This is a genomic window from Stenotrophomonas sp. TWI1409 (genome assembly GCF_039673015.1).
In the GTDB taxonomy this organism is placed as follows: Bacteria; Pseudomonadota; Gammaproteobacteria; order Xanthomonadales; family Xanthomonadaceae; genus Stenotrophomonas; species Stenotrophomonas maltophilia_A.
The window spans coordinates 1-22655 of the sequence record NZ_JBDJKU010000052.1; the positions used below are offsets into that span (position 1 = coordinate 1).

A 22655-nucleotide genomic window follows, 5' to 3' on the forward strand; every position below is an offset into this window, starting at 1 on the left:
GCCCCGCCGTGGCGCTGGCCGGCCCGGCCGCTCCGGGGGCGCGTGCGGTCCCCGGGTTCCCGGGGCCCTGGCCCGGCGAAGGGCATCGGTGCGCCCGGCCCATGACTTCCGGGGTTCGGGCCGGGGCAGGGCGGCGGGCTACAATCGAAGGTTCCACTACCAGGGGCCGCTCCATGCGCTCGAACCTGCTTGCATTCTCCATCGTCGCCAGCCTCGGGCTGGCCCAGGTCGCCCATGCCGCTGAAGGCATGTGGGTGCCGCAGCAGCTGCCGGAAATCGCCGGTCCGCTGCAGAAGGCCGGCCTGAAGCTGTCCCCGGAACAACTGTCCAACCTGACCGGCGACCCGATGGGCGCGGTCGTCGCCCTCGGCGGCTGCACCGCCAGCTTCGTCTCGCCGCAGGGCCTGGTGGTCACCAACCACCACTGCGCGTATGGCGCCATCCAGCTGAATTCGACCGCGCAGAAGAACCTGATCAAGGACGGCTTCAACGCGCCGACCCTGAAGGACGAACTGAGCGCCGGCCCGAACGCCCGCGTGTTCGTGCTCGACCAGATCACCGACGTCACCGCCCAGGCCAAGGCCGCCATTGCTGGCGCCGGCAACGATCCGCTGGCCCGCAGCCGCGCGCTGGACGCCTTCGACAAGGCCCAGGTCGCCGCCTGTGAAGCCGATGCCGGCTTCCGCTGCCGCCTGTACAGCTTCTCCGGCGGCAACACCTACCGCCTGTTCCGCAACATGGAAATCAAGGACGTGCGCCTGGTCTACGCCCCCCCGGGCAGCGTCGGCAAGTTCGGTGGCGACGTCGACAACTGGATGTGGCCGCGCCACACCGGCGACTTCTCCTTCTACCGTGCCTACGTCGGCAGGGACGGCAAGCCGGCCGCCTTCGCCGCCGACAACGTGCCCTACCAGCCCAAGCACTTCCTGAAGTTCGCCGACCAGCCGCTGGGCGCCGACGACTTCGTGATGGTGGCCGGCTACCCGGGCCGCACCAACCGCTACGCACTGGCCGGCGAGTTCAACGAAACCGCCAGCTTCACCTACCCGACCATCGCCAAGCACTACAACGCAGTGCTGAAGATGATCGCCGATGCTGGCAAGGCCGACGCCGACGTCAAGGTGAAGTACGCCGCCACTGCCGCCAGCATGAACAACGTGGCCAAGAACTACCTGGGCCAGCTGGAAGGCTTCAAGCGCATCGACGCCGCCGGCCAGAAGCAGGCTGAAGAAGCCGCCGTGCTGGCCTGGCTGAAGAAGCAGGGTGCTGCCGGCAAGCCGGCGCTGGCCGCACACGCGCAGCTGCTCAAGCATCTGGATACCAGCAAGTCGACCCGCGAACGCGACCTGTTCGTCGGCCAGTTCAACAACACCTCGGCCGTTGGCGCAGCGATCACCCTGTACCGCCTGTCGATCGAGCGCAGCAAGCCGGATGCCGAGCGCGAAGCCGGTTACCAGGAACGCGACCTGACCACCATCGAAGGTGGCCTGAAGCAGATGGACCGTCGCTACGTGGCAAAGATGGACCAGCAGCTGCAGACCTACTGGCTGGACCAGTACGTGGCCCTGCCGGCCGCGCAGCGCGACAACGAAGTGCTGAACAAGTGGCTGGCCGGCAGCGATGCCGCTGCGGTCAAGTCGCTGGTGAACAAGCTGGGCGGCACCGAGCTGGGCAGCCTGGACAATCGCCTGAAGTGGTTCAAGGCCGACCGTGCCGCGTTTGAAGCCAGCAGCGATCCGGCCATCCAGTACGCCGTGGCCGTCATGCCGGCACTGCTGAAGCAGGAAGAGCAGAAGAAGATCCGCGAAGGCGAATCACTGACCGCCCGCCCGCTGTACCTGCAGGCCGTGGCCGACTACAAGAAGAGCCAGGGCGAGTTCGTCTATCCGGATGCCAACCTGTCGCTGCGCATCACCTTCGGCAACGTCATGGGCTATGGCAAGGACGGCGTGAAGTACACCCCGTTCACCACCCTGGAAGGCGTGGCGGCGAAGGAAACCGGTGAAGATCCGTTCGATTCGCCGAAGGCGCTGCTCGATGCGGTCAAGGCCAAGCGTTACGGCGGCCTGGAAGACAAGCGCATTGGTTCGGTGCCGGTGAACTTCCTGTCCAACCTGGACATCACCGGCGGCAACTCCGGTTCGCCGGTGCTGGATGCCAACGGCAAGCTGGTCGGCCTGGCCTTCGATGGCAACTGGGAATCGGTCAGCTCCAACTGGGTGTTCGACCCGGTGATGACCCGCATGATCGCCGTCGACAGCCGCTACATGCAGTGGATCATGCAGGAAGTGGCGCCGGCGCCGCAGCTGCTGAAGGAACTGAACCTGGTCAAGTAAGGTTCGCGGTTCCGGGCGGTCCATCCACGCATGGCGTGGATCTACTGCCTGTACCGAGGGTAGTGCCGGCCGCTGGCCGGCAACCTCGACCAGATAGCCGGAGTTTCCGAAACCCCGCGACCCACGTCGCGGGGTTTTTTCATGCCCGGCCCGGCCCGGTGCGCCGAACAGGTATCATCCCTGTTCCGCGCACTTCACAGGATGTGAACGAAACGCGGAAACCTCCTCCCCCCAGGACCCCTTGCACGCATGCGCATCCTGCTTGCCCGCCACGGCGAAACGCCGTGGAACGCCGAAGGCCGCTACCAGGGCCAGATCGATATTCCGCTTTCGCCGATCGGTGAAGCCCAGGCCCAGGCACTGGGTGCCCGCCTGGCCTCGGTGGACATCACCCGTGCCGTCGCCTCGCCGCTGTCGCGCGCCCAGCGCACCGCGCAGCTGGCGCTTGGCGCCGCGCGTGCCGACATGCTGCTGACCGAGCCGGAGCTGCAGGAAATCGCCCACGGTGAGTGGGAAGGCCTGCTCGCCAGCGAGATCAACGAAAAGGATCCGTCGCGCCTGCAGGCCTGGCGCGAGGAGCCCGATACCGTGCTGATGCCCGGTGGCGAATCGCTGCGCCTGGTGCTGGAACGCAGCTGGCGTGGCCTGGCCCGTGCCACCGAAGGCCTCGGCGAGCACGACACCCTGCTGGTGGTTGCCCATGACGCGGTCAACCGCGTGATCCTGTGCAAGGTGCTGGGCCTGCCGATTTCCCGCCTGTGGACCTTCCGCCAGGCACCGACCACGCTCAACCTGCTCGAAGGCGCCGATCTGGACAGCCTGGAAGTGGTGCGCCTGAACGACTGCGCCCACAACACGCCGTTCTTCGGCGAAGCCAAGCACCGCGCACTCTGACCCGCCACACCGAACCACCTGTACCTGCTGGAAGCACTGCCGTGACGAACACCCCGACCACCCTGGCCGATTGGCTGGATTACATTGAACGCCAGCACCCGGCGACCATCGACATGGGCCTGGAGCGCGTGCGCGCCGTGGCCACGGCGATGGGTCTTGGCGCGCCGGCCGGGCGCACCATCGTGGTCGGTGGCACCAACGGCAAAGGCTCCACCGTGGCCTTCATCGAGGCCATCGGCCGTGCTGCCGGTTGGAAGGTGGGTGCCTACACCTCGCCGCATCTGCTGCGCTACAACGAACGTGTGCGCATCGACGGGCAGGACGTGGACGATTCGGCGCTGGTTGCTGCGTTCAATGCCGTCGAAGCGGCACGCGGCGACACCACGCTGACCTATTTCGAGTACGGCACGCTCGCTGCTTTGCAGCTGTTCGCCGACGCCGGGCTGGACCTGGCGGTTCTGGAAGTGGGCCTGGGTGGCCGCCTCGATGCGGTCAACATCGTCGACGCCGACGTGGCAGTGATCACCACCGTGGACATCGACCATGCCGAGTGGCTGGGCGAGGACCGCGAAGCGATCGGCGCCGAGAAGGCCGGCATCATCCGTGGCTGGAAGCCGGTGATCCTGGGCGAGACCGATCCGCCGTCCAGCGTGCTGGCGCGTGCCTATCTGGTCGGTGCCAACGCGATCCGCGGCGGCAGCGATTACTTCTACGAGCCGATCGACGCCCAGCGCTGGCGCTGGCGCGATGTCGGCCTGCGCATGGAGCTGCCCACCCCGGCGCTGGCCGGCCCGATCCAGCTGGCCAATGCCGGTGCTGCCATCGCCGCCCTGCGCGCGCTGGACAAGCCGGTGCCGCGTGCGGCGTGGGCCGCGGGTATCGCAGCAGCGCGAATCTCCGGCCGCATGCAGGCATTCGAGCGCGACGGCGTGCAGCTCCGCGTGGACGTGGGCCACAACCCACAGGCGGCGGGCCAGCTGGCGCGTGCGCTGAAGGCCGAAGTGTCAGCCGGCCGCACCCTGGCGGTGTACGCCGCGTTGCAGGACAAGGACGCGGCGGGTGTGGTGCAGGCTCTGCAGGACGTGGTGGGCGAGTGGACCCTGGCCGGGCTGGACGGTCCGCGTGGGCAGAGCGCCGCTCAGCTGCAGGCACGCCTGAGCGGTACGGTGGCGGCCAAGGCACCGCTGGCCGATAGCGTCGAACAGGCGCTGGCGCAGGTGCTGGCCCAGGCTGAGCGGGGTGACCGGGTGCTGGTGTTCGGCTCCTTCCATACCGCCGCTGCGGCTCTGCAGTGGCTGCAGGGCGACGCCTGATCCGCGTTCAGCCAACGCCGACGCCGGCCGGTCCGGCACCCGTATAATCGACGGCAATCTCCGGACAGTTGCCTGCCTCACGTGGATACGCCTCTGAAACAGCGTCTGATTGGTGCCATCGTGCTGGTGGCACTGGCCGTGATTTTCCTGCCGATGCTGGTCAAGGGACCCGCACCCGACAGCGGTGTCGCCAATGTGCCGATCGCCGCGCCGGATGCGCCGGCCGATGGCCAGTTCGAAACCCGTGAGCTGCCGCTGGTCGCCCCGGCCGGTGGTGCCACCGGCCTGCAGACCGGGCAGGCCAAGCCGCTGCAGGAGGCTGCCACGCCGGCTACGCCGCCGACCGTGGACACCTCGCCGGCAGTCGCCGCCGGCAACTATGCGGTCACCTTCGGTGCCTACGGCAGCAAGGCCGACGCCGATGCGGTGATCGCCTACCTGAAGCGCTCGCAGCTGCCGGGCTTCGCCGAAACGGCCACCATCAACGGCCGCCAGGCATGGCGCGTGCGCGTTGGACCTTACGCCGACCGTGCCCAGGCCGAAGCGGCCCGCCTGCAGGCGGTGAAGATCCGTGCGGATGTGAAGGCCGAAGTGATCACCCTGGACGCGGCGGCCGGCAGCAGTACTCCGGTTGCGGCCACCCCGGCACCGGCTGCGCCGAGCGCCAGCACCCCGTCCGCAGCTGTTGCGCCCTCGGCCAGCGGCAACCCGGTCCGCAGCGAAAGCCTGCCGCCGAGCACGCCAACGGCGACCGCGCCGCCGGCCGCCAAGCCGGAACCGCCGAAGCCGGCGCCGAAGCCCGAACCGAAGCCGGAGGCCACCGCCAGCAAGCCGGCGACGGCGCCGACCACACCGGCAGCACCAGCTGCCAGCGGCGTCGGCTTTGCCGTGCAGCTGGGCGCGTTCGGTCAGGCCAACGATGCCAATGCCCTGCGCGACAAGGTTCGTGCCGCTGGTTTCAGCGCTTTCGTCGAGCAGGTGCGCACGGACAAGGGAACCCTGCATCGCGTCCGCGTCGGGCCGGTGGCCAACCGCGCTGACGCCGAGCAGCTGAAGGCGCAGGTCGCCGCCAAGGTCGGCGTGGCCGGCATGGTCCGACCGCACCCATGACCCACGCGCAGCCCCGTTGCCAGCGCCGCCGAAGGAGCGGGGCGCCATGATCGACGTGGTGCTGCTGATCGTGATCGCCGCCTCGACCCTGCTGGGGATGCTGCGCGGCTTCGTCGGAATCGTCATCGGCACCCTGTCGTGGCTGCTGGCCGCGTGGGCAGCCTTCGCCTTCGGCAATGATGCCGCCCACTGGTGGGCCGCGCCGGCGGCCCCCGGTGGCGAACACTTCGTCGGTGGCTACCTGGGGGTCGGCATCGGCGTGATGATCGTGGTCGCGGTCATCGGTATGGTCATCAAAGCCCTGGTCCACCGCAGCATGCTGACCAGCCTGGACCGCCTGCTGGGCGGGGTGCTGGGCGCGGTGCGAGGCGGCCTGATCGCCGCGGTCCTGCTGCTGCTGGGCAGCTTCACCCCGCTGACCGCCGAACCCTCGTGGCAGCGCTCGGCGGTGCGTCCGTTGCTGAACCCGACCGTGGCCTGGATGAACAGCAAACTGCCGCACTGGAAGGTTCCCGGGGCCGATCTGCTGCCCAAGGCCTTGCCGACCGACGCGCTGTCCCCATCTGCATTGATGGAGTTGGGCAAGAACGCAGGCGCCGGGTTGGGAAAGCCGGGCGCGGCAGGCGATAATGGGATCCTCAACCAGGTAGTGGCAGGCAGCGGATGGCTGCGGCCTGCGAAAGCGGAACAGGGCGATTCTTACGATCCGGCCGAAGTGCGCCCGGACGCTCCTGCACTGCCGGACAGTATCGAGCCGGGCGATCCGGCCAACGTCGACCGCGCGCGCGGCGACCACCGCGGCCAGGTACGGCCACCTTCCTTGTAACTGGGCACAGCCCAGCGGAGACCTCGCACCATGTGTGGCATCGTCGGAATCGTCGGCAACCAGAACGTCGCCGGGCAGTTGTATGACGGCTTGACCGTTCTCCAGCACCGTGGCCAGGATGCGGCGGGCATCGCCACCGCCAGCGGCAGCCGCCTGCGCGTGCAGAAGGCCACCGGCCTGGTCCGCGATGTGTTCGATGCCCGCACCATGTCCACCCTGGAAGGCAGCGTCGGCATCGCCCATGTGCGCTACCCGACCGCCGGTTCGGAAGGCATGGACGAGGCACAGCCGTTCTACGTCAATTCGCCGTACGGCATCGCGCTGGCCCACAACGGCAACCTGATCAACACCGAAGCGCTGCGCCAGCAGGTGTTCGAACAGGACCGCCGCAACGTCAACACCGATTCGGACAGCGAAGTGCTGCTGAACGTGTTCGCCTATGAACTGGAGCAGCAGCGCCAGCTCAGCCCGGAAGCCGCGATCCGCGCGGTGGCCGGCGTGCACCGCCGCTGCAAGGGTGGCTATGCGGTGGTCAGCGTGGTGCTGGGCCTGGGCCTGGTCGCCTTCCGCGATCCGCATGGCATCCGGCCGCTGGTACTGGGCAAGCGCAGCCACGCCGAAGGTGACGAGTACATCGTCGCCTCCGAGTCGGCCGCGCTGGACGTGCTGGGCTTCCAGCGCGTGCGCGACGTGCAGCCGGGCGAAGCGCTGGTGATCACCGCGCGTGGCGAGCTGTTCTCGGAAATCTGCGCCGAGCCGGCCGAGCACACCCCGTGCATCTTCGAATACGTGTACTTCGCGCGCCCGGATTCGATGATCGACAACGTCTCGGTGCACAAGGCGCGCATGCGCATGGGCATCAAGCTGGGCGAGAAGATCCTGCGCCTGCGCCCGGACCACGACATCGACACCATCATCCCGATCCCGGATACCTCGCGCGATGCCGCGCTGGAGATCTCCAACGTGCTCGGGGTGAAGTACCGCGAAGGCTTCATCAAGAACCGCTACATCGGCCGCACCTTCATCATGCCGGGCCAGGGCGAACGCGTGAAGTCGGTGCGCCGCAAGCTCAACCCGATCCACCTGGAGTTCCGCAACCGCGTGGTGCTGCTGGTGGACGACTCGATCGTGCGCGGCACCACCAGCCAGCAGATCGTGCAGATGGCCCGTGATGCGGGCGCGCGCAAGGTGTACCTGGCCAGCGCGGCACCGCCGGTGCGCTACCCGAACATCTACGGCATCGACATGCCGGCGGCCGAAGAGCTGGTCGCGCACAACCGCACCGTGGAAGAGATCGAGGCCCACCTGGGCTGCGACTGGCTGATCTACCAGGACCTGGAAGACATGGAAGCGGCGGTGAGCGAGGGCAACCCGGCGCTGCGCAACTTCGATTCGTCCTGCTTCAACGGCCACTACCCGACGGGTATCGAGCCGGGCTACTTCGAGCGCATCCAGCAGCTGCGTTCGGACGACGCCAAGCACAAGCGCCGCGCCTGAGGTCCAGGCGTGGTCGATGTACCCGACGTTGGTGGCGACCTGCTGCGCGCTGCGCAGCAGTGCCTGGCCGAAGCCGACCCGCTGCGCAAGGTGGCGCTGACCCAGGCCTATGCCGCCGCGTTCCGTGCTGGCCGCCTGAAGGTGGCGGCCGATGCACCGCCGCCGGAGCCGATCCGCATGCCCGGCCGGCCGGCGCAGCTGGTGCTGGTGCATCCGCGTGAAGTGCCGCGGCGCGGACTGGGCGGTGTGGAAGGGCGTGCCGCCTTCATCCACGCCATCGCCCATATCGAACTCAACGCGATCGACCTGGCCTGGGATGCGGTATACCGCTTCCGTGGCCTGCCGCCGGCGTTCCATGCCGACTGGGTCAGCTGTGCCGACGACGAATCCCGGCACTTCATGCTGTTGCGCGAACGCCTGCAGGTGCATGGCCACGACTATGCCGATTTCCCAGCGCACAACGGCCTGTGGGAAATGTGCGAAAAGACCGCCCATGACGGCCTGGCACGCATGGCACTGGTGCCACGCGTGCTGGAGGCGCGCGGCCTGGACGTAACGCCCGGCATGATCGGGAAGCTGCGCAATGTCGGCGATGGCGAAACCGCCGATGTGCTGGAAGTGATCCTGCGCGAGGAAGTGGCGCACGTCGCTGCCGGTTCGCGCTGGTACCGCTGGTACTGCGACCGCGCCGCTGTCGAGCCGCGTGCGCGCTTCAAGGAACTGCTGGTGGAGTACGCCGGCGGCTACCTGCATGGGCCATTCAACATCGAAGCGCGCCTGCTGGCCGGGTTCGATGCGGATGAGTTGGCCAACCTGATTGAACAGGCCGGTTGAAGAAAAGGGGACGGAGGGGATTAAGTCGTTTGTGGCACAAACGACTTAATCCCCTCCGTCCCTTTTTTCATGCGTTCGGCAACACCACGCGCTTGCCATCCACCGTTGGCCGGTTGATGTAGAACAGGCCGGGACCCGGCCGGTACGGCAGTTCGCTGACGCCGGCATCGGCGGCGTAGGTCAGTGCGGTGTCGCCCAGTGCATCGAAGTTCCAGTGCGCCGACTGCATCAGGTAACGCCGTCGCAGCAGCGCCTCCTGTGTCTGCGTCAGCGGCTGTCCGGCCACCAGTCGGCGTGCGATCGGCTGCAGGGCGGACGGCAGCTCCCAGCCGGGAACTCCAGCGGCATTGGCGGTCCATTGCACGCCAGCATCGATGGCCTGCTGCTGCATCACCTGCAGCGCGATCAGCTGGTAACGCCAGTCGATGCGCCGACGCAGCACCACCGCGGCGGTCACATACAGCACCGGCGACAACAGCACGCTGCGGCTGCCGGCGCGACGCTGCTGCTGCCACTGGTGCCAGACATCCACCCAGATCTCCTTTTCACCCACGCCCAGCTGCTGCCGCCAGCGTTCGGCGTCGGCCTGCGTTTCGGCGTAGGCCGTGGTGGCCTGCAGCAACGCCAGTGGAGGGACCTGGTAGTCGGAAACCGCTGGGCGGCGCAGCTGCTGCCGGCGCGGACGGCTGAGCAGCTTGGGCCCTTCTTCCAGCTGGTTGTAGCCACCGCCGATGTTGGCGTGCACGCCGGGCAGGGCGATCTCGGTGAACGTTGGCGCGACGCTGGTCAATGGATAGTGTTGGCGATGCTCGTCACGCGCGGCCAGTTGCACGACGTGTGCCGCGATGCCACTGCGCAGGGCGAGCTGCGGGTGTTCATCGGCGCGGCCACCATTGACTGCAACCACGGTGTCGAACAGTCCGATGAAGCGCAGCACCGGCGTGACGGCGGCGAAGTCCGCAGCGCAGGGCAGGCCGGCGCCCTGCAGCAGCTGGCGCCAGCGCGCGCTGTCCCAGGCCTGCAGCTGGTTTGCGATATCACGTGCCGCGGCAGCACCGCGCGAATAGCCGAACAGATCCAGCTGCACGCCACGCAGCGGTCGCTGCCAGCGCGCGGACAGCTCGGCCAGTGCCGCCGGCAGCAGCACCTGCAGCGCGCGCTGCACTTTCGCGCGAACGCCACTGGCACCGATGCCGAAGGCCAGTCCGATCAGATCGTCATCGGCATCATCGCGGGTCCCCACGCCCTCGACATAGATCGACAGCGAAGGCGCGGCCATCGCATCGCGGCGGCTGTCCGGATACAGCTGCTGCAGGCGCGCGATGTTGGTCAGGCCGTTGTCGTAGCTGCTGGTCAGCCGGCTCTGGTAGGTCGAATCATCATCCGCGCGCAGCTGCGCCGGGCGTGGCTGCGGAACCTGTGGGCGACCGCGTGCCAGGTTGTGTGCGTTGTTGCGGGTGCCATCGAAGAACAGGCCGATCCGCAGCAAGCCGACATCTTCGTCCGTGTCCTGCGATGGTGCCATGTGCATTCCCCGTCGTGGCTGCGTCACGGTAGCGCGAAAGCGGTGTATTGGCGAAGTGTAGTGACGCTTTTGACCTTACTTAACGCAGATGCGGTCGATCACAGTTCCTGATTTTCATTCCCATCTTCTATTGAATTCACATGACCCGCGCAGGCCAGATGGCCAGACCCGGTAGACCCGGGCGTGCTGCATCAACGCTGTTCACATCATTCAAGGAGCGACGCAATGTTGTCCAGATCGATTGGCAAAGCGGCAGGTGGCCTGGTGTTGGGTTTGTCGGTGGCAGCGGCCGCGCATGCGGCACCGTTGTTCGAGCCGGTGACGGTCATCAGCCGCGCATCGGCAAACAGTGAGCCCGCGCTGGGCAAGCTGCTGGCCACCCCGTCCACCGCGACGGTACAGGAAGTGCGTGTCGACGCTGCTGCCACTGCGCAGCCGCAGCTGGAGTTCGAACTGCTTGGCCAGCGCGTGCAGGCGGTGCGCAGCAAGGTGGAAGCCCTGCCCGATGGCGGCAGCATCTGGTACGGCCAGTTGCGCTCGCCGTCCGATCGGCTGACTGCCGCCACTTCGAATGGCCAGGATGATCCTGGTAATTCAGTGATCCTGGTGCGTTCGGGCAACACCCTCACCGGTTCGATCCGCAAGGACGGCAAGCTGTATCGCCTGCGCCCACTGGGCAACCGGCATGTACTGGTGGAAGTGGATGAATCGCGGATGCCGGCCGACCATCCGGCCGACTACAACCAGCTGCCGAAAATCCCGATGGGCAACAATGACCGCATCGGCATCGCGCAGGCCTCGTCCGGTACCCCGGCCACCATCCGCGTGCTGGTGGTGGCAACCAATGCAGCGGTAACGGCCTATGGCGGCAACATGCAGTCGCTGGTGCAGCTGGCGGTGGCCGAATCCAACCAGGGCTACGTCAACAGCAACGTGGGCATCACCCTGCAGCTGGCCGGCTATGAAACCACCAGCTACACCGAATCCGGCAACTTCACCACCGACCTGACCCGCTTCCGCAACACCAGCGACGGCTACATGGACAGCATCCACACCAGCCGCAACAACACTGCGGCCGATGTCGGCGTGCTGCTGATCAACAACACGAGCTACTGCGGGTTGGCCTCGGGCATCGGTTCGACGGCATCGACGGCGTTCGCGGCGGTGTACTGGGACTGCGCGACCGGCTACTACTCCTTCGCGCATGAGATCGGCCACCTGCAGAGTGCGCGGCATGATATCGCCAGTGATCCCAGCACGTCGCCCTACGCCTATGGGCACGGTTATCGCTACGAGCCGTCCTCCGGTTCGCGCTGGCGCACGATCATGGCTTATGACTGCTCGGCCGGCTGCCCGCGCCTGAACTACTGGTCCAACCCGAACATCAACTACAACGGCATCCCGATGGGCAATGCCAGCACCGCCGACAACCAGCGCGTGCTGGTCAATACCAAGGCCACCATCGCGGCCTTCCGCTGAGGCCAACCGCCGACCGAGGTCGGCGTCTACCCGGGTGCGTTCACCTGCCCTGGTAGATGCCAACCTTGGTTGGCACCCCGCGATCCATCATTCGCGCGCCAGCGTATCCAGCGACCAGCCGCCGGCATCCACGCGCAGCACCGATCCCTGTTCGTACCAGTCACCCAGCACGATGCGGTTGCAGGCGCGGCCACCGGCCTGCAGCGTGTGCACCGCCGGGCGATGGGTGTGGCCGTGGATCATGGTGTCCACGCCATGGCGCACGAAGGTGGCATCGACTTCGGCGGGTGACACGTCGGTTACCGACTCGAACTGCGCACGATCATCCTGCTTCATTTCCGACTGGCGGGCCTGGCTGGTTTCCCGGGCCTTCTGCGCGAAGGCGATGCGTGCGGCCAGCGGCTGCGACAGGAACTGCGCTTGGAACACCGGGTCGCGCGTCTGTGCACGGAACTGCTGGTAGGGGATGTCGTCCGTGCACAGCAGGTCGCCGTGCTGCAGCAGCACCGGGCGGCCGTACAGCTCGATCACGCACGGGTCGGGCAGGATGCGCAGGCCGGCACGGCGCGCATAGTCTTCGCCGAGCAGGAAGTCGCGGTTGCCGCGGATGAAGTACACCGGTACGCCGCTGTCGGAAAGTACCTTCAGCGCGTCGGCCACCGCATCGGCAGCAGGCGAGGGCGTGTCGTCGCCGATCCAGGCTTCGAACAGGTCGCCGAGGATGTACAGCGCATCGGCGCCGGGCGCCTGCTCGCGCAGGAAGCGCAGGAACAGGTCGGTGATCTCCGGACGGCTGGGGTCCAGGTGCAGGTCGGAAATGAACAACGTGGTCATGCAGGCATTCTAGGGCATCCACCGCCGGGCATGGCCCGGCGCTACCGAAGGGATCTGACCCCGGGGGCTACACCGGCAGCGGCAACCAAGCCAGGCTGGCCGATGCCAGCAGGATGGCAATGCCGGTGGCGGCCAGTACATCGGACGGGTAGTGCAGGCCCAGCACCACCCGCGACAGCGCGACGCCGAAGGTGAACGGCACCAGCAGCGGCGCCAGCCACGGGTAGTAGGCCAGCGCGACGATGGTGAACGACACTGCGTGCAGGGTGTGCCCGGAGGGGAAGCTGAACTCGTCCAGCGGCGCCACCCAGGCACGGATGCGCAGATCGGCCGCATACGGGCGGGGGCGCCGTGTCCAGCGCTTGAGGCCCTTGTAGAGCAGCAGGGCGGCCAGGCCGGTGGCGGCCATGTGCACCGATGCACGCAGTCCGTCGAAGCCGTCCACCGCCACCAGCGCGCCCATCAGCACGTACCAGAACACGCCATCGCCGAGCCGGCTGATGACCGAGAACAGGCGACGCACGCGGCGACGCCGGCAGTAGTGGTTGGCCCGGCGGCAGAGCCGCGCCTCGCGGCCGGCCAGCAGCTCAAGCGGCGTGGTGCGCATGGCCGCTCCTCCGCGACTGGGCCAGCTCGGCCAGCAGGGCATCGAATTCGGCAACCACCTGCTGTGGATGCAGGCGCTTCATCGCACGCGCGGCGCTGCTGCCGAATTCGCGGCGTCGTGCATCATCGGCGGCCAGCTGCACCGCTGCCTCGATGAACTGCTCATCGTTTTCCACGGCCGCACCGTTCTCGCCATCACGCAGGTATTCGCGGGCCGCACCGTAGTCGAAAGCGACGGTGGCCAGGCCGCTGGCCATGCTTTCCAGGGTCACGTTGCCAAAGGTCTCGCTGCGGCTGGGGAACAGGAACAGGTCACCGCTGGCGAAATGCCGTGCCAGGGCTTCGCCGCGCTGGATGCCGCAGAAAATGAAATCGGGGTTTTCATGTGCCAGTTTTTCGCGGGCCGGACCATCACCCACCCAGACGAAGCGGGCTTTGGGCCGGATCTGCTGCAGGCGGCGGAAGGCTTTCACCGCCAGGCCAAGGTTTTTTTCCGCAGCGATGCGGCCGACATGGATCGCGACCAGGCCGTTGCCGTCCACGCCCCATTCCTCGCGCAGCGCCGGGTCGCGCCGGCCCGGATCGAACTGCTGGCTGTCGACCGCGCGTGCCAGCAGGCGCACGCGTTCGAAGCCCTGTTCACCGAGGAACTGCTGCAGCTCGCGGGTGGGCACCAGGGTTGCATCGGCCTGGTTGTGGAACCGGCGCATCCAGCGCATCGCGGCAGCCTGCAGCCAGGCCACGCCGTAGTCGGGCAGGTACTCGTCGAAGCGGGTATGGAAACCACTGGCGACCGGAATGCCAAGGCGGCGCGCGGTGCGCAGCGCCGACCAGCCCAGCGGGCCTTCGGTGGCGATGTAGACCGCATCGGGACGCTGCTGCTGCCAGTGACGGTTGAGCCGGATCGGTGCAGGCAGGCCGAAGCGCAGGCCGGGGTAGCGCGGCAGTGCGGCGCCCGGCACCAGCAGCGTGCCCGGTGCCGAGTCCAGTGCTTCGCTGGTCTGGCGTGGCCGGATCAGGTCGATGTCATGGCCGGAATTGCGCAGTCCCTGCTCCAGGCCCTGCACGGTGAGGGCAACGCCGTTCACTTCCGGCGGGTAGGTCTCGGTGACGATGGCATAGCGCATGGCGGGCCTCCGGGTTTCCGGCATGCTCGGGCCTGGCGATGTAGCCGATATGACCGCTTTGCGACCACGGGATGACGGTGGTCAGGTCCCTGTACGAAGCCACGGCCCCGAAGGGCCGTGGCGGTCGTGCAGGTGGCGCGGTGGATCAGAAGCGCTGCTGGTATTTCATGTAGATGAAACGACCGATGTCGAAGCCACCGTAGTAGGAGAAGTTGGCGCTCGGCTGGCTGTACATGGCCGGTCCCTGGCGGCCGAACACATTGTTGGCACCGATCGAAACTGTCGCATCCCATGGCAGGTTGTAGCGCGCCTGCACGTCGTGGAAGGTGACCGATCCGCGACGGTTGTAGTCACGGCTGCCACTGAACCACGGCGCGCGCTGGCCCGGGTGCGAGCACTCACCCGGATACGTGGCTGCATCCAGGCAACGCTCCTTGACCGCCGAGAAATAGCGCAGGCCCCAGCTTAGGCCGAGGTTGCCGCGCTCCCAGCCCAACGATGCGTTGGAGCGCACACGGAAGCCGATGCCGCCGTTGCTGGCGATGCCATTGCTGGGAATGGGCGGGGCATCCGCCTCGTTGGTGGTCCGTTCTTCCGCGGCGACCACATAGGTGGTCTTCCAGTCGGCGCTCAGCGTGCCCCAGGACGTTTCGATCTTGTGGCCGATCTCCAGGTCATAGCCTTCGGCCTGGCGGAACCCGCTGTTGCGGCTGCCATAGTTGAGCGTGTTGACGATGCCCAGTTCCGGGTCGCGGGTGAAACTGCCGCAGCGCTCGGCGATGCCCAGTTCGTAGCAGTCGCGGAGGATGTCGTTGGGATGGTCGGCGACGATGGTGTTGTCGATACGGATCTTCCACCAGTCCAACGCAATGTTCAGTCCTTCGGCAAACGTCGGGCTCCAGACCAGCCCCAGCGTGCGGCTGGTCGAGGTTTCCGGCTTCAGGTCGGGATTGGAGCCGTTGGTGAAGGGCAGGGGCGTCTGCCCACTGCTGCCGGTGATCGGCTCGTTGCCCTGGCCGAGCTGGCGGTAGCTGTCCGCGTTGGCGATGTCGGCGGCGCAACGTGCACGTACCTCCGGGCTGCTGGCGGCGGCGCCATAGACCGTATCGCAGGGGTCACGGAAGCCGGTGGTGAAGGTCTGCGAGCCGCCGCCGTACAGATTCGAGATGGTCGGCGCACGGAAACCCTGGGCCCAGGTGCCACGGACCAGCAGCTGGTCGATCGGCTTCCACGAGATGCCGAACTTGCTGTTGAGGGTTCCGCCGAAGGTGGTGTAGTCCGAGTAGCGCGTTGCCATGTCCAGGGTCAGCTGGCGTGCACCGGGGAGGTCGCTCAGCACCGGCACGCTCAGCTCCAGATAGGCCTCGTCGACACGGTAGCCACCGCCGGTGGGGCCCGCCGCCAGGTTGGTGGTGGCGCCGGTCTGGGCCAGCGCGTCGGGAATGAAGCGACCCTCCTCGCGGCGGCTCTCCACACCCAGGGCGAAGCCCAGTTCCCCGGCGGGCAGCGTGGCAAGGCCGCCACTGAGGCTGGCGAACAGGTTGCGGGTGGTGTTGCGGCCACGGGTGAGTTCCTCGGGGAACAGCCAGTCCTGCAGTTCGCCATTGCCGGTCAGGCCGTACGGGTCCTCCTGGCCATACGGCACCAGTGGATTCCAGGGCTTGCAGCCGGCAATCGGTGCATCCGGTGTACCGCATTCCACCTTGCCGGTGGCCGGGTTGTAGAACGAAGGACCGGTGGAATCGGCAACGCGCTGCTTGTGCAGGTCGCCGGTGGCACGCTGCTCCAGCTCGCTGCGGTTGTACTGGTAGCCGGCTTCCCAATCGAAGTCGCGACCGGCGAACTGGAAGCTGCCTTCAAACGCTGCAATACCCTGCCAGGTGGTCAGTTCGCTGGTGCTGATGCGTGGAATCTCCCAGGTGCGGCGGTTCCAGTGCACGTCGCTTGGGCGTTCATAGCCGTGGTGGCGGCCGAACGGATTGAACCAGCTGTCGGCGGACATCGGCGTGATGCCGGCCGCACCGGACTGGAACGGATAGCCGGCAATCTGGCGCGTGGTGGTGCGTCGGTTGTAGGCCAGCTGGGTGTTGAAGCGGATCTGGTCGTTCAGATCCATGCGTGCATCGACGAAGAGCGAATCGCGCTTGATCGGCGTCTGCACGTGCATCTGTTCATTGCTGTTGCTGACATCACCGGTGAACGGTGTGTTGTCACTGAGGTGGAAGCTGTCCGGCCCGCCCGGCTGGCTGCCGCGATCGAGCGAATAGCTGCAGCCACGGGCGCTGCTGCAGCCCGGGCCCTTGAAGCCGACGATGCGCCCCCACTGCCCGACCGTGGTCCAGCCATCGTCCGGATGACGATCGGTATAGGTGTAGGCGCTGAAGCCGCGGTCCTTCGCCCAAACGCCCTTTTCTTCGACATGCTCGGCGGCGACACTGATCGAAGCGCGGTCATTCGACCAGCCGGCAACCACGTCGTACTGGGTGCGGGCACCATCGCCTTCGCTGAACTGCCCGTGGTAGACGTTGGCGGTCACGCCCTGGACGTTGCGCCGGGTGATGATGTTGACCACGCCGGCCATCGCGTCGGAACCGTAGATGGCCGAGGCGCCGTCCTTCAGCACTTCCATGCGTTCCACGGCAGCGGCGGGAATACTGGATATATCCTGGTAACCCGAAGTGGTCATGCCCAGGCGCTTGCCGTTGACCAGCACCAGGGTGCGCTGTGCACCGAGGCCGCGCATGTCCACGTAGCTGCCGCCTGCGGCCTCGCCCGCACTGAGCGGGCTGGCACGGCTCAAGGCCGGGCTGCCGGTTGCGGTCAGGTTCTGCAGGATGTCGGCAACGGAATTGAAGCCCTGCCGCTCGATGTCGGCGCGGCTGATGGTCAGCACCGGCTGCGCGGTTTCCAGGTCGACCTGGCGGATGCGCGAACCGGTGATCTCGATACGGTCCAGCGTGGTGGCTTCCGGTGCGTGCTGGGCGAATGCGGGGGCGGCCAGTGCGGTGGTGGCCGTCATCGCCAGTGCACGACGGATCGCCAACCCGAGCTCGGGAATACGGATGGTCATGGGTCTCTCTCTCAGTCTTCGAAGTCTTCGGAACACAGCCAAGCGGGGCTGCGTCAACTCCACCGCGGCGGTGGATGTTCGAACCTAGTGAAGATGGATGGGGAGACGTATGGGCAAGCGACGAAAGCGCTGCAGACGGCCGTGACGCTTCTGCACAAAGCGGAAGCAAATCAATCGATTGCTCCAACCTGTGGCATCGCGGCGGACGCAGCGCAGAGGACCGTGTCCCTGATTGAACGCATCACGGTCAATGTGGAAAGCGACAGTCTGCGCGGAGGCAGAAAAAAACGACGGCCCCGAAGGGCCGTGGTCGTCGAGCTTCAACAGCGCGGATGGATCAGAAGCGCTGCTGGTACTTCATGTACATGAAACGACCGATGTCGTAGCCACCGTAGTAGGAGAACGACGAGTTCGGCTTGCTGTACATCACCGGCGCTTCCTTGCCGAACACATTGTTCGCGCCCACCGAAACGGTGGCATCCCACGGCAGGTTGTAGCGGAACTGCACGTCGTGGAAGGTCACGGCACCGCGCTCGTTGTACGCGGTCGGCGACTTCAGCCACGGAGCCAGGAAGGTCGGATCGGAGCATTCGTCCGCATAACGCGAGGCGTTGAGGCAGCGCTCCTTCACACCGGAGTAGTAGCGTGCCGTCCAGCTGACGCCGAAGTCACCCACATCCCAGCCCAGCACCAGGTTCGAGCGCACGCGGAACGCAAGGCTGGTGGCGGTGCCGATGGTGTTGGCAACGCCGTTGATCGGCGTGATCGCTTCGCGGACATCGTTGGTGGAGCGGTAGACGTTCTTGCTCACATAGGTGCTGGTCCAGCCTGCGCTCAGCTTGCCGTAGCTGGTGTCGACGCGGTAGCTGACATCCAGGTCGTAACCTTCGGTCTCGGCAAAGCCGGCATTGCGGTTGCCGAACTTCAGGCCGGTGACGATGCCGTTGGACGGGTCACGGCTGAAGCGGCTGCAGCGCGATTCGATGCCCTGCTCGTAGCAGTCCCTCAGGATCTGGTTCGGGCTGTCACCGACGATGGTGTTGTCGATGCGGATCTTCCACCAGTCCAGTGCCACGTTGAGGTTGCTGAGGAAGGTCGGGCTCCACACCAGGCCCAGCGTCTTGCTGGTCGAGGTTTCCGGAACCAGCAGCGGGTTCGAACCGGACACGAACGGCGTCGGGGTCGCATCCTGCGCCGTGGTCACCGGGGTGTTGCCCTGCTTCAGCTGGCGGAAGTTGCCGGCATCGGCGATGTCACGTGCGCATCGCGCGCGGACTTCAGCACTGCCCTTGGCCGAGCCGAACACGGTGTCGCACGGATCGCTGAACTGCGCGAAGGTCTCCGAACCACCACCGTACAGGTCGTTGATGGTCGGGGCGCGGAAGCCTTCTGCCCAGGTACCACGGACCAGCAGCTGGTCGATCGGCTTCCACTTGAAGCCGAACTTGCTGTTGAGCGTGTTGCCGAAGGTGTTGTACTTGGAGTAACGGGTGGCGGCACTGAAGCTCAGCTCACGCGCACCGGGCAGGTCGGCCAGCACCGGCACGCTGAGCTCCAGGTAGGCTTCCTTCACGTTGTAGCTGCCACCGGTCGGGCCTGCGGCCAGGTTGGTGGTGGCGCCGGTCTGGGCCAGGGCATCGGGGGTGTAGCGGCCATCTTCCTTGCGGCTTTCCACGCCGAAAGCGAAGCCCAGGTCGCCGGCCGGCAGGGTCATGATGCTGCCGGACAGGTTGGCGAACGCGTTCTTGGTGGTGGTGCGGCCGGTGGTGCGTTCCGCAGGGAACAGCCAGGCCATCAGTTCTTCATTGCCGGTCAGCCCGTTCGGATCGTTCTTGCCGTAGGGCACCAGCGGGTTCCACGGCGTGCAGCCGCTGATCACCGCGCCCGGACGGCCACACATCACCTTGCCGGTGGCCGGATCCAGGAACGACGGACCCACAGCATCGCGCACGCGCTTCTTGTGCAGGTTGCCGGTGGCGGTAGCGGTCAGCTCGTTGCGGTTGTACTGGTAGCCCACGTCCCAGTCGAAGTAGCGCTGGCCGATCTCGAAGCTGCCATCCAGCGACACTACCGCACGGTAGGTCTTCAGTTCGCTGGTGCTCACACGCGGGATTTCCCAGGTGCGGCGGTTCCAGGCCACGTCGGTAGGCTTGGCATAGCCGTGCTGGTTGCCGAACGGATTGAAGTAGCTGTCCTTGGACATCAGGCCGGTGGCGGTCGGGTCGCCCGAGATGGACACCGAGCTGGACTGCAGGGGGTAGCCTGCAATCTGGCGCTCGGCCGAACGCTTGTTGTAGCCGAATTCGGTGCGCAGGTTGACCTGGTCGGTGATCTTGAAGCGACCGTCGAAGTACACCGAATCACGCTTGAGCGGATACATGACGTGCATCTGTTCGTTGGCGTTGCTGACGTCGCCGGTGAACGGGGTCGCATCGGTCAGGTGGTAGTTGGCCGGGTTGGTCGGGTCAGCACCACGGTTGAGCGAGTAGCCGCAGCCGTCCTTGGTGTTGGTGCAGCCCGGGCCGCCCTTCAGGCCGGTGACCTGGCCCCACTGGCTCAGCGTGGTCCAGTTGGAGGCATCGTTCGGGTGGCGGTCGCTCACGCCGTACTTGCTGAACCAGCGGTCCTTGGCCCAGACGCTCTTTTCTTCGGAGTGCTCCAGTGCCAAGGTCAGCGACACGCGGTCATTGCTCCAGCCACCCACCACGTCGAAGCGGTCGCGCGCGCCGTCACCTTCGCTGTACTGGCCGTGGTAGACGTTGGCGGTCACACCGTTGACGTTGGAACGGGTGATGATGTTGACCACGCCGGCCATCGCATCGGAACCGTAGATGGCCGACGCGCCATCCTTCAGCACTTCGATGCGCTCCACCGCCGACACCGGCAGCGAGGACACGTCCTGCAGGCCCGAGGTGCTGATGCCCAGGCGCTTGCCGTTGACCAGCACCAGGGTGCGCTGCGCGCCCAGGTTGCGCATGTCGATGTAGGTGCCGCCGGTGTTTTCGCCCGAGCTCAGTGCGTTTGCACGGCTGATCGCCGGGCTGCCCATGGCGGTCACGTTCTGCAGGATGTCGGCCACCGAGCTGAAGCCCTGGCGCTCGATGTCCAACCGGCTCAGTGCCAGGACCGGCTGAGCGGTCTCCACGTCCACCTGGCGGATGCGCGAGCCAGTGATCTCGATGCGATCCAGGGTGGTCGGCGCGGCGGTGCTGCCACTCTGGGCGAACGCAGGCAGGGCGGCCAGCGTCGCAGTGGTTGCCAGGGCGTAGCGGATGGCCTGCCCCAGGGGGGTGGTACGTGAAGTCATGACGAGCTCTCTCTCTCTCAGGTCGTGCAGGGACGCCAAAAGGGGCGTCGAAGAAATCGGCCGCCCACAAGCGGACCGATGACCCGATAGTAGTCTCGTTGGTTAATGCTCTGTAAAGAGGTCGTGTCGATTTGTACCAGGCTTCATCGTCAGATTTCACGAAAGCTCAACAAAAGCAGTCGCTTAGCTGTAACGCTGAATGCGCTCCCCCGACTTGATCTGCTGCGTCGCAGCAGGTCAACCGGGGGCGCATGCGCGAACCGTAACGGTGTGTGACCTTCTTTCCCTCGCGGGAAAGTGTGAGCCTCAGGCTACGAAGGGCCGGAACTGGATGCCCAGCCCGGCGATGCCGTCGGTCTCGCCGATCAGATCGGCGCGCAGCAGTGGCCGGGCATCAATGAAGGCCTGCGGCACGATCAACGACAGGCGGTTGTCGTCGGCGGTCAGTTCCAACGCCGGCAGTGGATCGTCCTCATGGGCACGATTGAGCAGCACCGCCAGGCGCAGCAGGGCGGCCAGCCGGCGAGCGGTCAGCAGCAGGCGCTCGGGCAGGGCGTCGAAGGCGGTCTTGGTCACGCTGCGGCGATGGCTGCGCACCAGCGCGGCCAGCATCTGCTGTTCCTGCCGCGAGAAGCCGGCGATATCCGAGTGTTCCAGCACGTAGCTGCCATGCACGTGGTAGCCGCTGTGCGCGATCATCAGGCCCAGCTCGTGCAGGCGCGCGGCCCAGCCGAGCATGCGCGCGTCGTCGGCATCGAGCCGCCAGCGTTCCTGCACCTGTTCCAGCAGTGACAGCGCGGTGTCCTGCACACGGTCGGCCTGCACGGTATCGATGCCGTAGCGCTGGCTGAGCGCGGACACCGATTCATCGCGCAGATCGTTCTCGCCAGCGCGGCCGACGATGTCGTAGAGGATGCCTTCGCGCATCGCGGCCTTGCTGACCAGCAGCTTCTGCAGGCCCAGCGCCTGGAAGGCGGCCTCCAGCACCAGGATGCCGCCGGCAATGATCGGGCGGCGGTCGCTGGACAGTCCCGGCAACTGGATGTCGTCGATCTTCTTGGCCTTCAGCAGTTCGTCGCGCAGTTGCGGCAGGGCCTCGGCGGTAATCGCGCCCTTGCTCAGCTTCATCGTCGCGCAGATCTCGCTGATCGCCTTGTGCGTGCCCGAAGAACCCAGCGCTTCCTGCCAGCCCAGCGCGCGGTACTTGCTGGCGAAGGGCTGGAACTCGCGACCGATCTCGGCCAGCGCGTCCTTCCAGCGCTTCTTGCTCAGCTTGCCGCCGGGGAAGAAACGCCGGGTGCTGGCAATGCAGCCGGCCTGCAGGCTTTCGCGCTCCAGGGTCTGCATGCCCATGCCGATGATGAATTCGGTGGAGCCGCCGCCGATGTCGATGACCAGCCGGCGCTGGCCGGGCTTGGGCGGTTGTGCATGGGCCACGCCCAGGTAGATCAGGCGCGCTTCTTCGCGGCCGCTGACCACTTCGATGGCGTGCCCGAGCGCGGTTTCGGCGGGAACCAGGAACGACTGCGGTGAACGCAGCTGGCGCACGGTGTTGGTGGCCAGTGCGCGCACCCGGTGCGGCGGTACATTGCGGATGCGCTGGCCGAAGCGGGCCAGGCATTCCAGCGCGCGCTGCCGGGCAGCGGAGGAGAGTCCCCCTTTGCCATCCAGGCCGTCGGCCATGCGCACCGTCTCGCGCAGGCGGTCGATTACCCGCAGCTGGCCGAGCGTGTAGCGCGCGATGACCATGTGGAAACTATTGGAGCCAAGGTCGATGGCGGCCAGCAGGTCGCCATCCTGCAATGCGGGCGGAGTCGTGGTGGTGTGCGGCATGGACGAATGTTAGCCGAAGGGGCGGTGTGCTCGTCACCGCGCGACCTTCACATTTTGGAAGAGG

The 22655-nt window shown here is 66.6% G+C and carries 15 protein-coding genes; 8 read left to right on the forward strand and 7 right to left on the reverse strand.

What is annotated here, in order from left to right:
- The first annotated feature begins 173 nt into the window (after positions 1–173).
- The 7 genes from ABE423_RS15710 to ABE423_RS15740 all read left to right on the forward strand — a co-directional run bounded on the left by ABE423_RS15710 (position 174) and on the right by ABE423_RS15740 (position 8810).
- On the forward strand, positions 174–2336 hold the full coding sequence (locus ABE423_RS15710; RefSeq protein WP_253143526.1) for a S46 family peptidase: 2163 nt from the start codon (positions 174–176) through the stop codon (positions 2334–2336).
- Positions 2337–2585: 249 nt separating this feature from the next.
- Complete coding sequence (locus ABE423_RS15715) at positions 2586–3230, forward strand: histidine phosphatase family protein (RefSeq protein WP_346486673.1); 645 nt, start codon at positions 2586–2588, stop codon at positions 3228–3230.
- 41 nt (positions 3231–3271) lie between these two features.
- Complete coding sequence (gene folC, locus ABE423_RS15720; protein WP_253143527.1) at positions 3272–4543, forward strand: bifunctional tetrahydrofolate synthase/dihydrofolate synthase; 1272 nt, start codon at positions 3272–3274, stop codon at positions 4541–4543.
- 81 nt (positions 4544–4624) lie between these two features.
- Positions 4625–5653, forward strand: coding sequence for an SPOR domain-containing protein (locus ABE423_RS15725; RefSeq protein ID WP_253143528.1), 1029 nt, complete (start codon positions 4625–4627; stop codon positions 5651–5653).
- A gap of 46 nt (positions 5654–5699) precedes the next feature.
- Complete coding sequence (locus ABE423_RS15730) at positions 5700–6479, forward strand: CvpA family protein (RefSeq protein ID WP_253143529.1); 780 nt, start codon at positions 5700–5702, stop codon at positions 6477–6479.
- A gap of 30 nt (positions 6480–6509) precedes the next feature.
- On the forward strand, positions 6510–7976 hold the full coding sequence (purF, locus tag ABE423_RS15735) for an amidophosphoribosyltransferase (protein ID WP_032129068.1): 1467 nt from the start codon (positions 6510–6512) through the stop codon (positions 7974–7976).
- A gap of 9 nt (positions 7977–7985) precedes the next feature.
- Positions 7986–8810, forward strand: coding sequence for a ferritin-like domain-containing protein (locus tag ABE423_RS15740; RefSeq protein ID WP_071229161.1), 825 nt, complete (start codon positions 7986–7988; stop codon positions 8808–8810).
- A gap of 67 nt (positions 8811–8877) precedes the next feature.
- Here ABE423_RS15740 and ABE423_RS15745 read toward each other — a convergent pair whose 3' ends face one another.
- Positions 8878–10335, reverse strand: coding sequence for a DUF2235 domain-containing protein (locus ABE423_RS15745; RefSeq protein ID WP_125895364.1), 1458 nt, complete (start codon positions 10333–10335; stop codon positions 8878–8880).
- Positions 10336–10560: 225 nt separating this feature from the next.
- On the opposite strand from ABE423_RS15745, the gene ABE423_RS15750 reads away from it, so the two are divergent.
- Positions 10561–11814: a zinc-dependent metalloprotease gene (locus ABE423_RS15750; RefSeq protein ID WP_032129071.1), complete on the forward strand. Its 1254-nt coding sequence runs from the start codon at positions 10561–10563 to the stop codon at positions 11812–11814.
- An 87-nt stretch (positions 11815–11901) separates the two neighbouring features.
- On the opposite strand, the gene lpxH is transcribed toward ABE423_RS15750, so the two are convergent.
- The 6 genes from lpxH to ppx form a co-directional block, all read right to left on the reverse strand.
- Positions 11902–12648, reverse strand: coding sequence for a UDP-2,3-diacylglucosamine diphosphatase (lpxH, locus tag ABE423_RS15755; protein WP_253143531.1), 747 nt, complete (start codon positions 12646–12648; stop codon positions 11902–11904).
- A 67-nt stretch (positions 12649–12715) separates the two neighbouring features.
- Positions 12716–13255, reverse strand: a complete 540-nt coding sequence (locus ABE423_RS15760; protein ID WP_180838314.1) for a phosphatase PAP2 family protein — start codon at positions 13253–13255, stop codon at positions 12716–12718.
- Positions 13236–14381 carry a glycosyltransferase family 1 protein gene (locus ABE423_RS15765; RefSeq protein ID WP_032129074.1) on the reverse strand — a complete coding sequence of 382 codons (1146 nt, stop codon included), beginning with the start codon at positions 14379–14381 and terminating at the stop codon, positions 13236–13238. Before ABE423_RS15765 ends, ABE423_RS15760 begins: the two co-directional genes overlap by 20 nt.
- Positions 14382–14526: 145 nt before the next feature.
- A complete protein-coding gene (locus ABE423_RS15770) occupies positions 14527–17451 on the reverse strand; it encodes a TonB-dependent receptor (RefSeq protein ID WP_253143532.1) in 2925 nt (974 codons plus the stop codon).
- 337 nt (positions 17452–17788) lie between these two features.
- Positions 17789–20758: a TonB-dependent receptor gene (locus tag ABE423_RS15775; protein WP_032129076.1), complete on the reverse strand. Its 2970-nt coding sequence runs from the start codon at positions 20756–20758 to the stop codon at positions 17789–17791.
- Between the two features lie 306 nt (positions 20759–21064).
- Positions 21065–22591 carry an exopolyphosphatase gene (gene ppx, locus ABE423_RS15780; protein WP_010483920.1) on the reverse strand — a complete coding sequence of 509 codons (1527 nt, stop codon included), beginning with the start codon at positions 22589–22591 and terminating at the stop codon, positions 21065–21067.
- Positions 22592–22655 lie beyond the last annotated feature (64 nt).

Excerpts from the sequence above, each read along its gene's own strand:
- ABE423_RS15770 (WP_253143532.1), bottom strand. The coding sequence starts at position 17,451 with ATGACCATCCGTATTCCCGAGCTCGGGTTGGCGATCCGTCGTGCACTG.
- ABE423_RS15750 (WP_032129071.1), top strand. The coding sequence starts at position 10,561 with ATGTTGTCCAGATCGATTGGCAAAGCGGCAGGTGGCCTGGTGTTGGGT.
- ABE423_RS15715 (WP_346486673.1), top strand. The coding sequence starts at position 2,586 with ATGCGCATCCTGCTTGCCCGCCACGGCGAAACGCCGTGGAACGCCGAA.
- ABE423_RS15765 (WP_032129074.1), bottom strand. The coding sequence starts at position 14,381 with ATGCGCTATGCCATCGTCACCGAGACCTACCCGCCGGAAGTGAACGGC.
- ABE423_RS15745 (WP_125895364.1), bottom strand. The coding sequence starts at position 10,335 with ATGGCACCATCGCAGGACACGGACGAAGATGTCGGCTTGCTGCGGATC.
- ppx (WP_010483920.1), bottom strand. The coding sequence starts at position 22,591 with ATGCCGCACACCACCACGACTCCGCCCGCATTGCAGGATGGCGACCTG.
- ABE423_RS15730 (WP_253143529.1), top strand. The coding sequence starts at position 5,700 with ATGATCGACGTGGTGCTGCTGATCGTGATCGCCGCCTCGACCCTGCTG.
- lpxH (WP_253143531.1), bottom strand. The coding sequence starts at position 12,648 with ATGACCACGTTGTTCATTTCCGACCTGCACCTGGACCCCAGCCGTCCG.
- ABE423_RS15775 (WP_032129076.1), bottom strand. The coding sequence starts at position 20,758 with ATGACTTCACGTACCACCCCCCTGGGGCAGGCCATCCGCTACGCCCTG.
- purF (WP_032129068.1), top strand. The coding sequence starts at position 6,510 with ATGTGTGGCATCGTCGGAATCGTCGGCAACCAGAACGTCGCCGGGCAG.
- ABE423_RS15760 (WP_180838314.1), bottom strand. The coding sequence starts at position 13,255 with ATGCGCACCACGCCGCTTGAGCTGCTGGCCGGCCGCGAGGCGCGGCTC.
- ABE423_RS15710 (WP_253143526.1), top strand. The coding sequence starts at position 174 with ATGCGCTCGAACCTGCTTGCATTCTCCATCGTCGCCAGCCTCGGGCTG.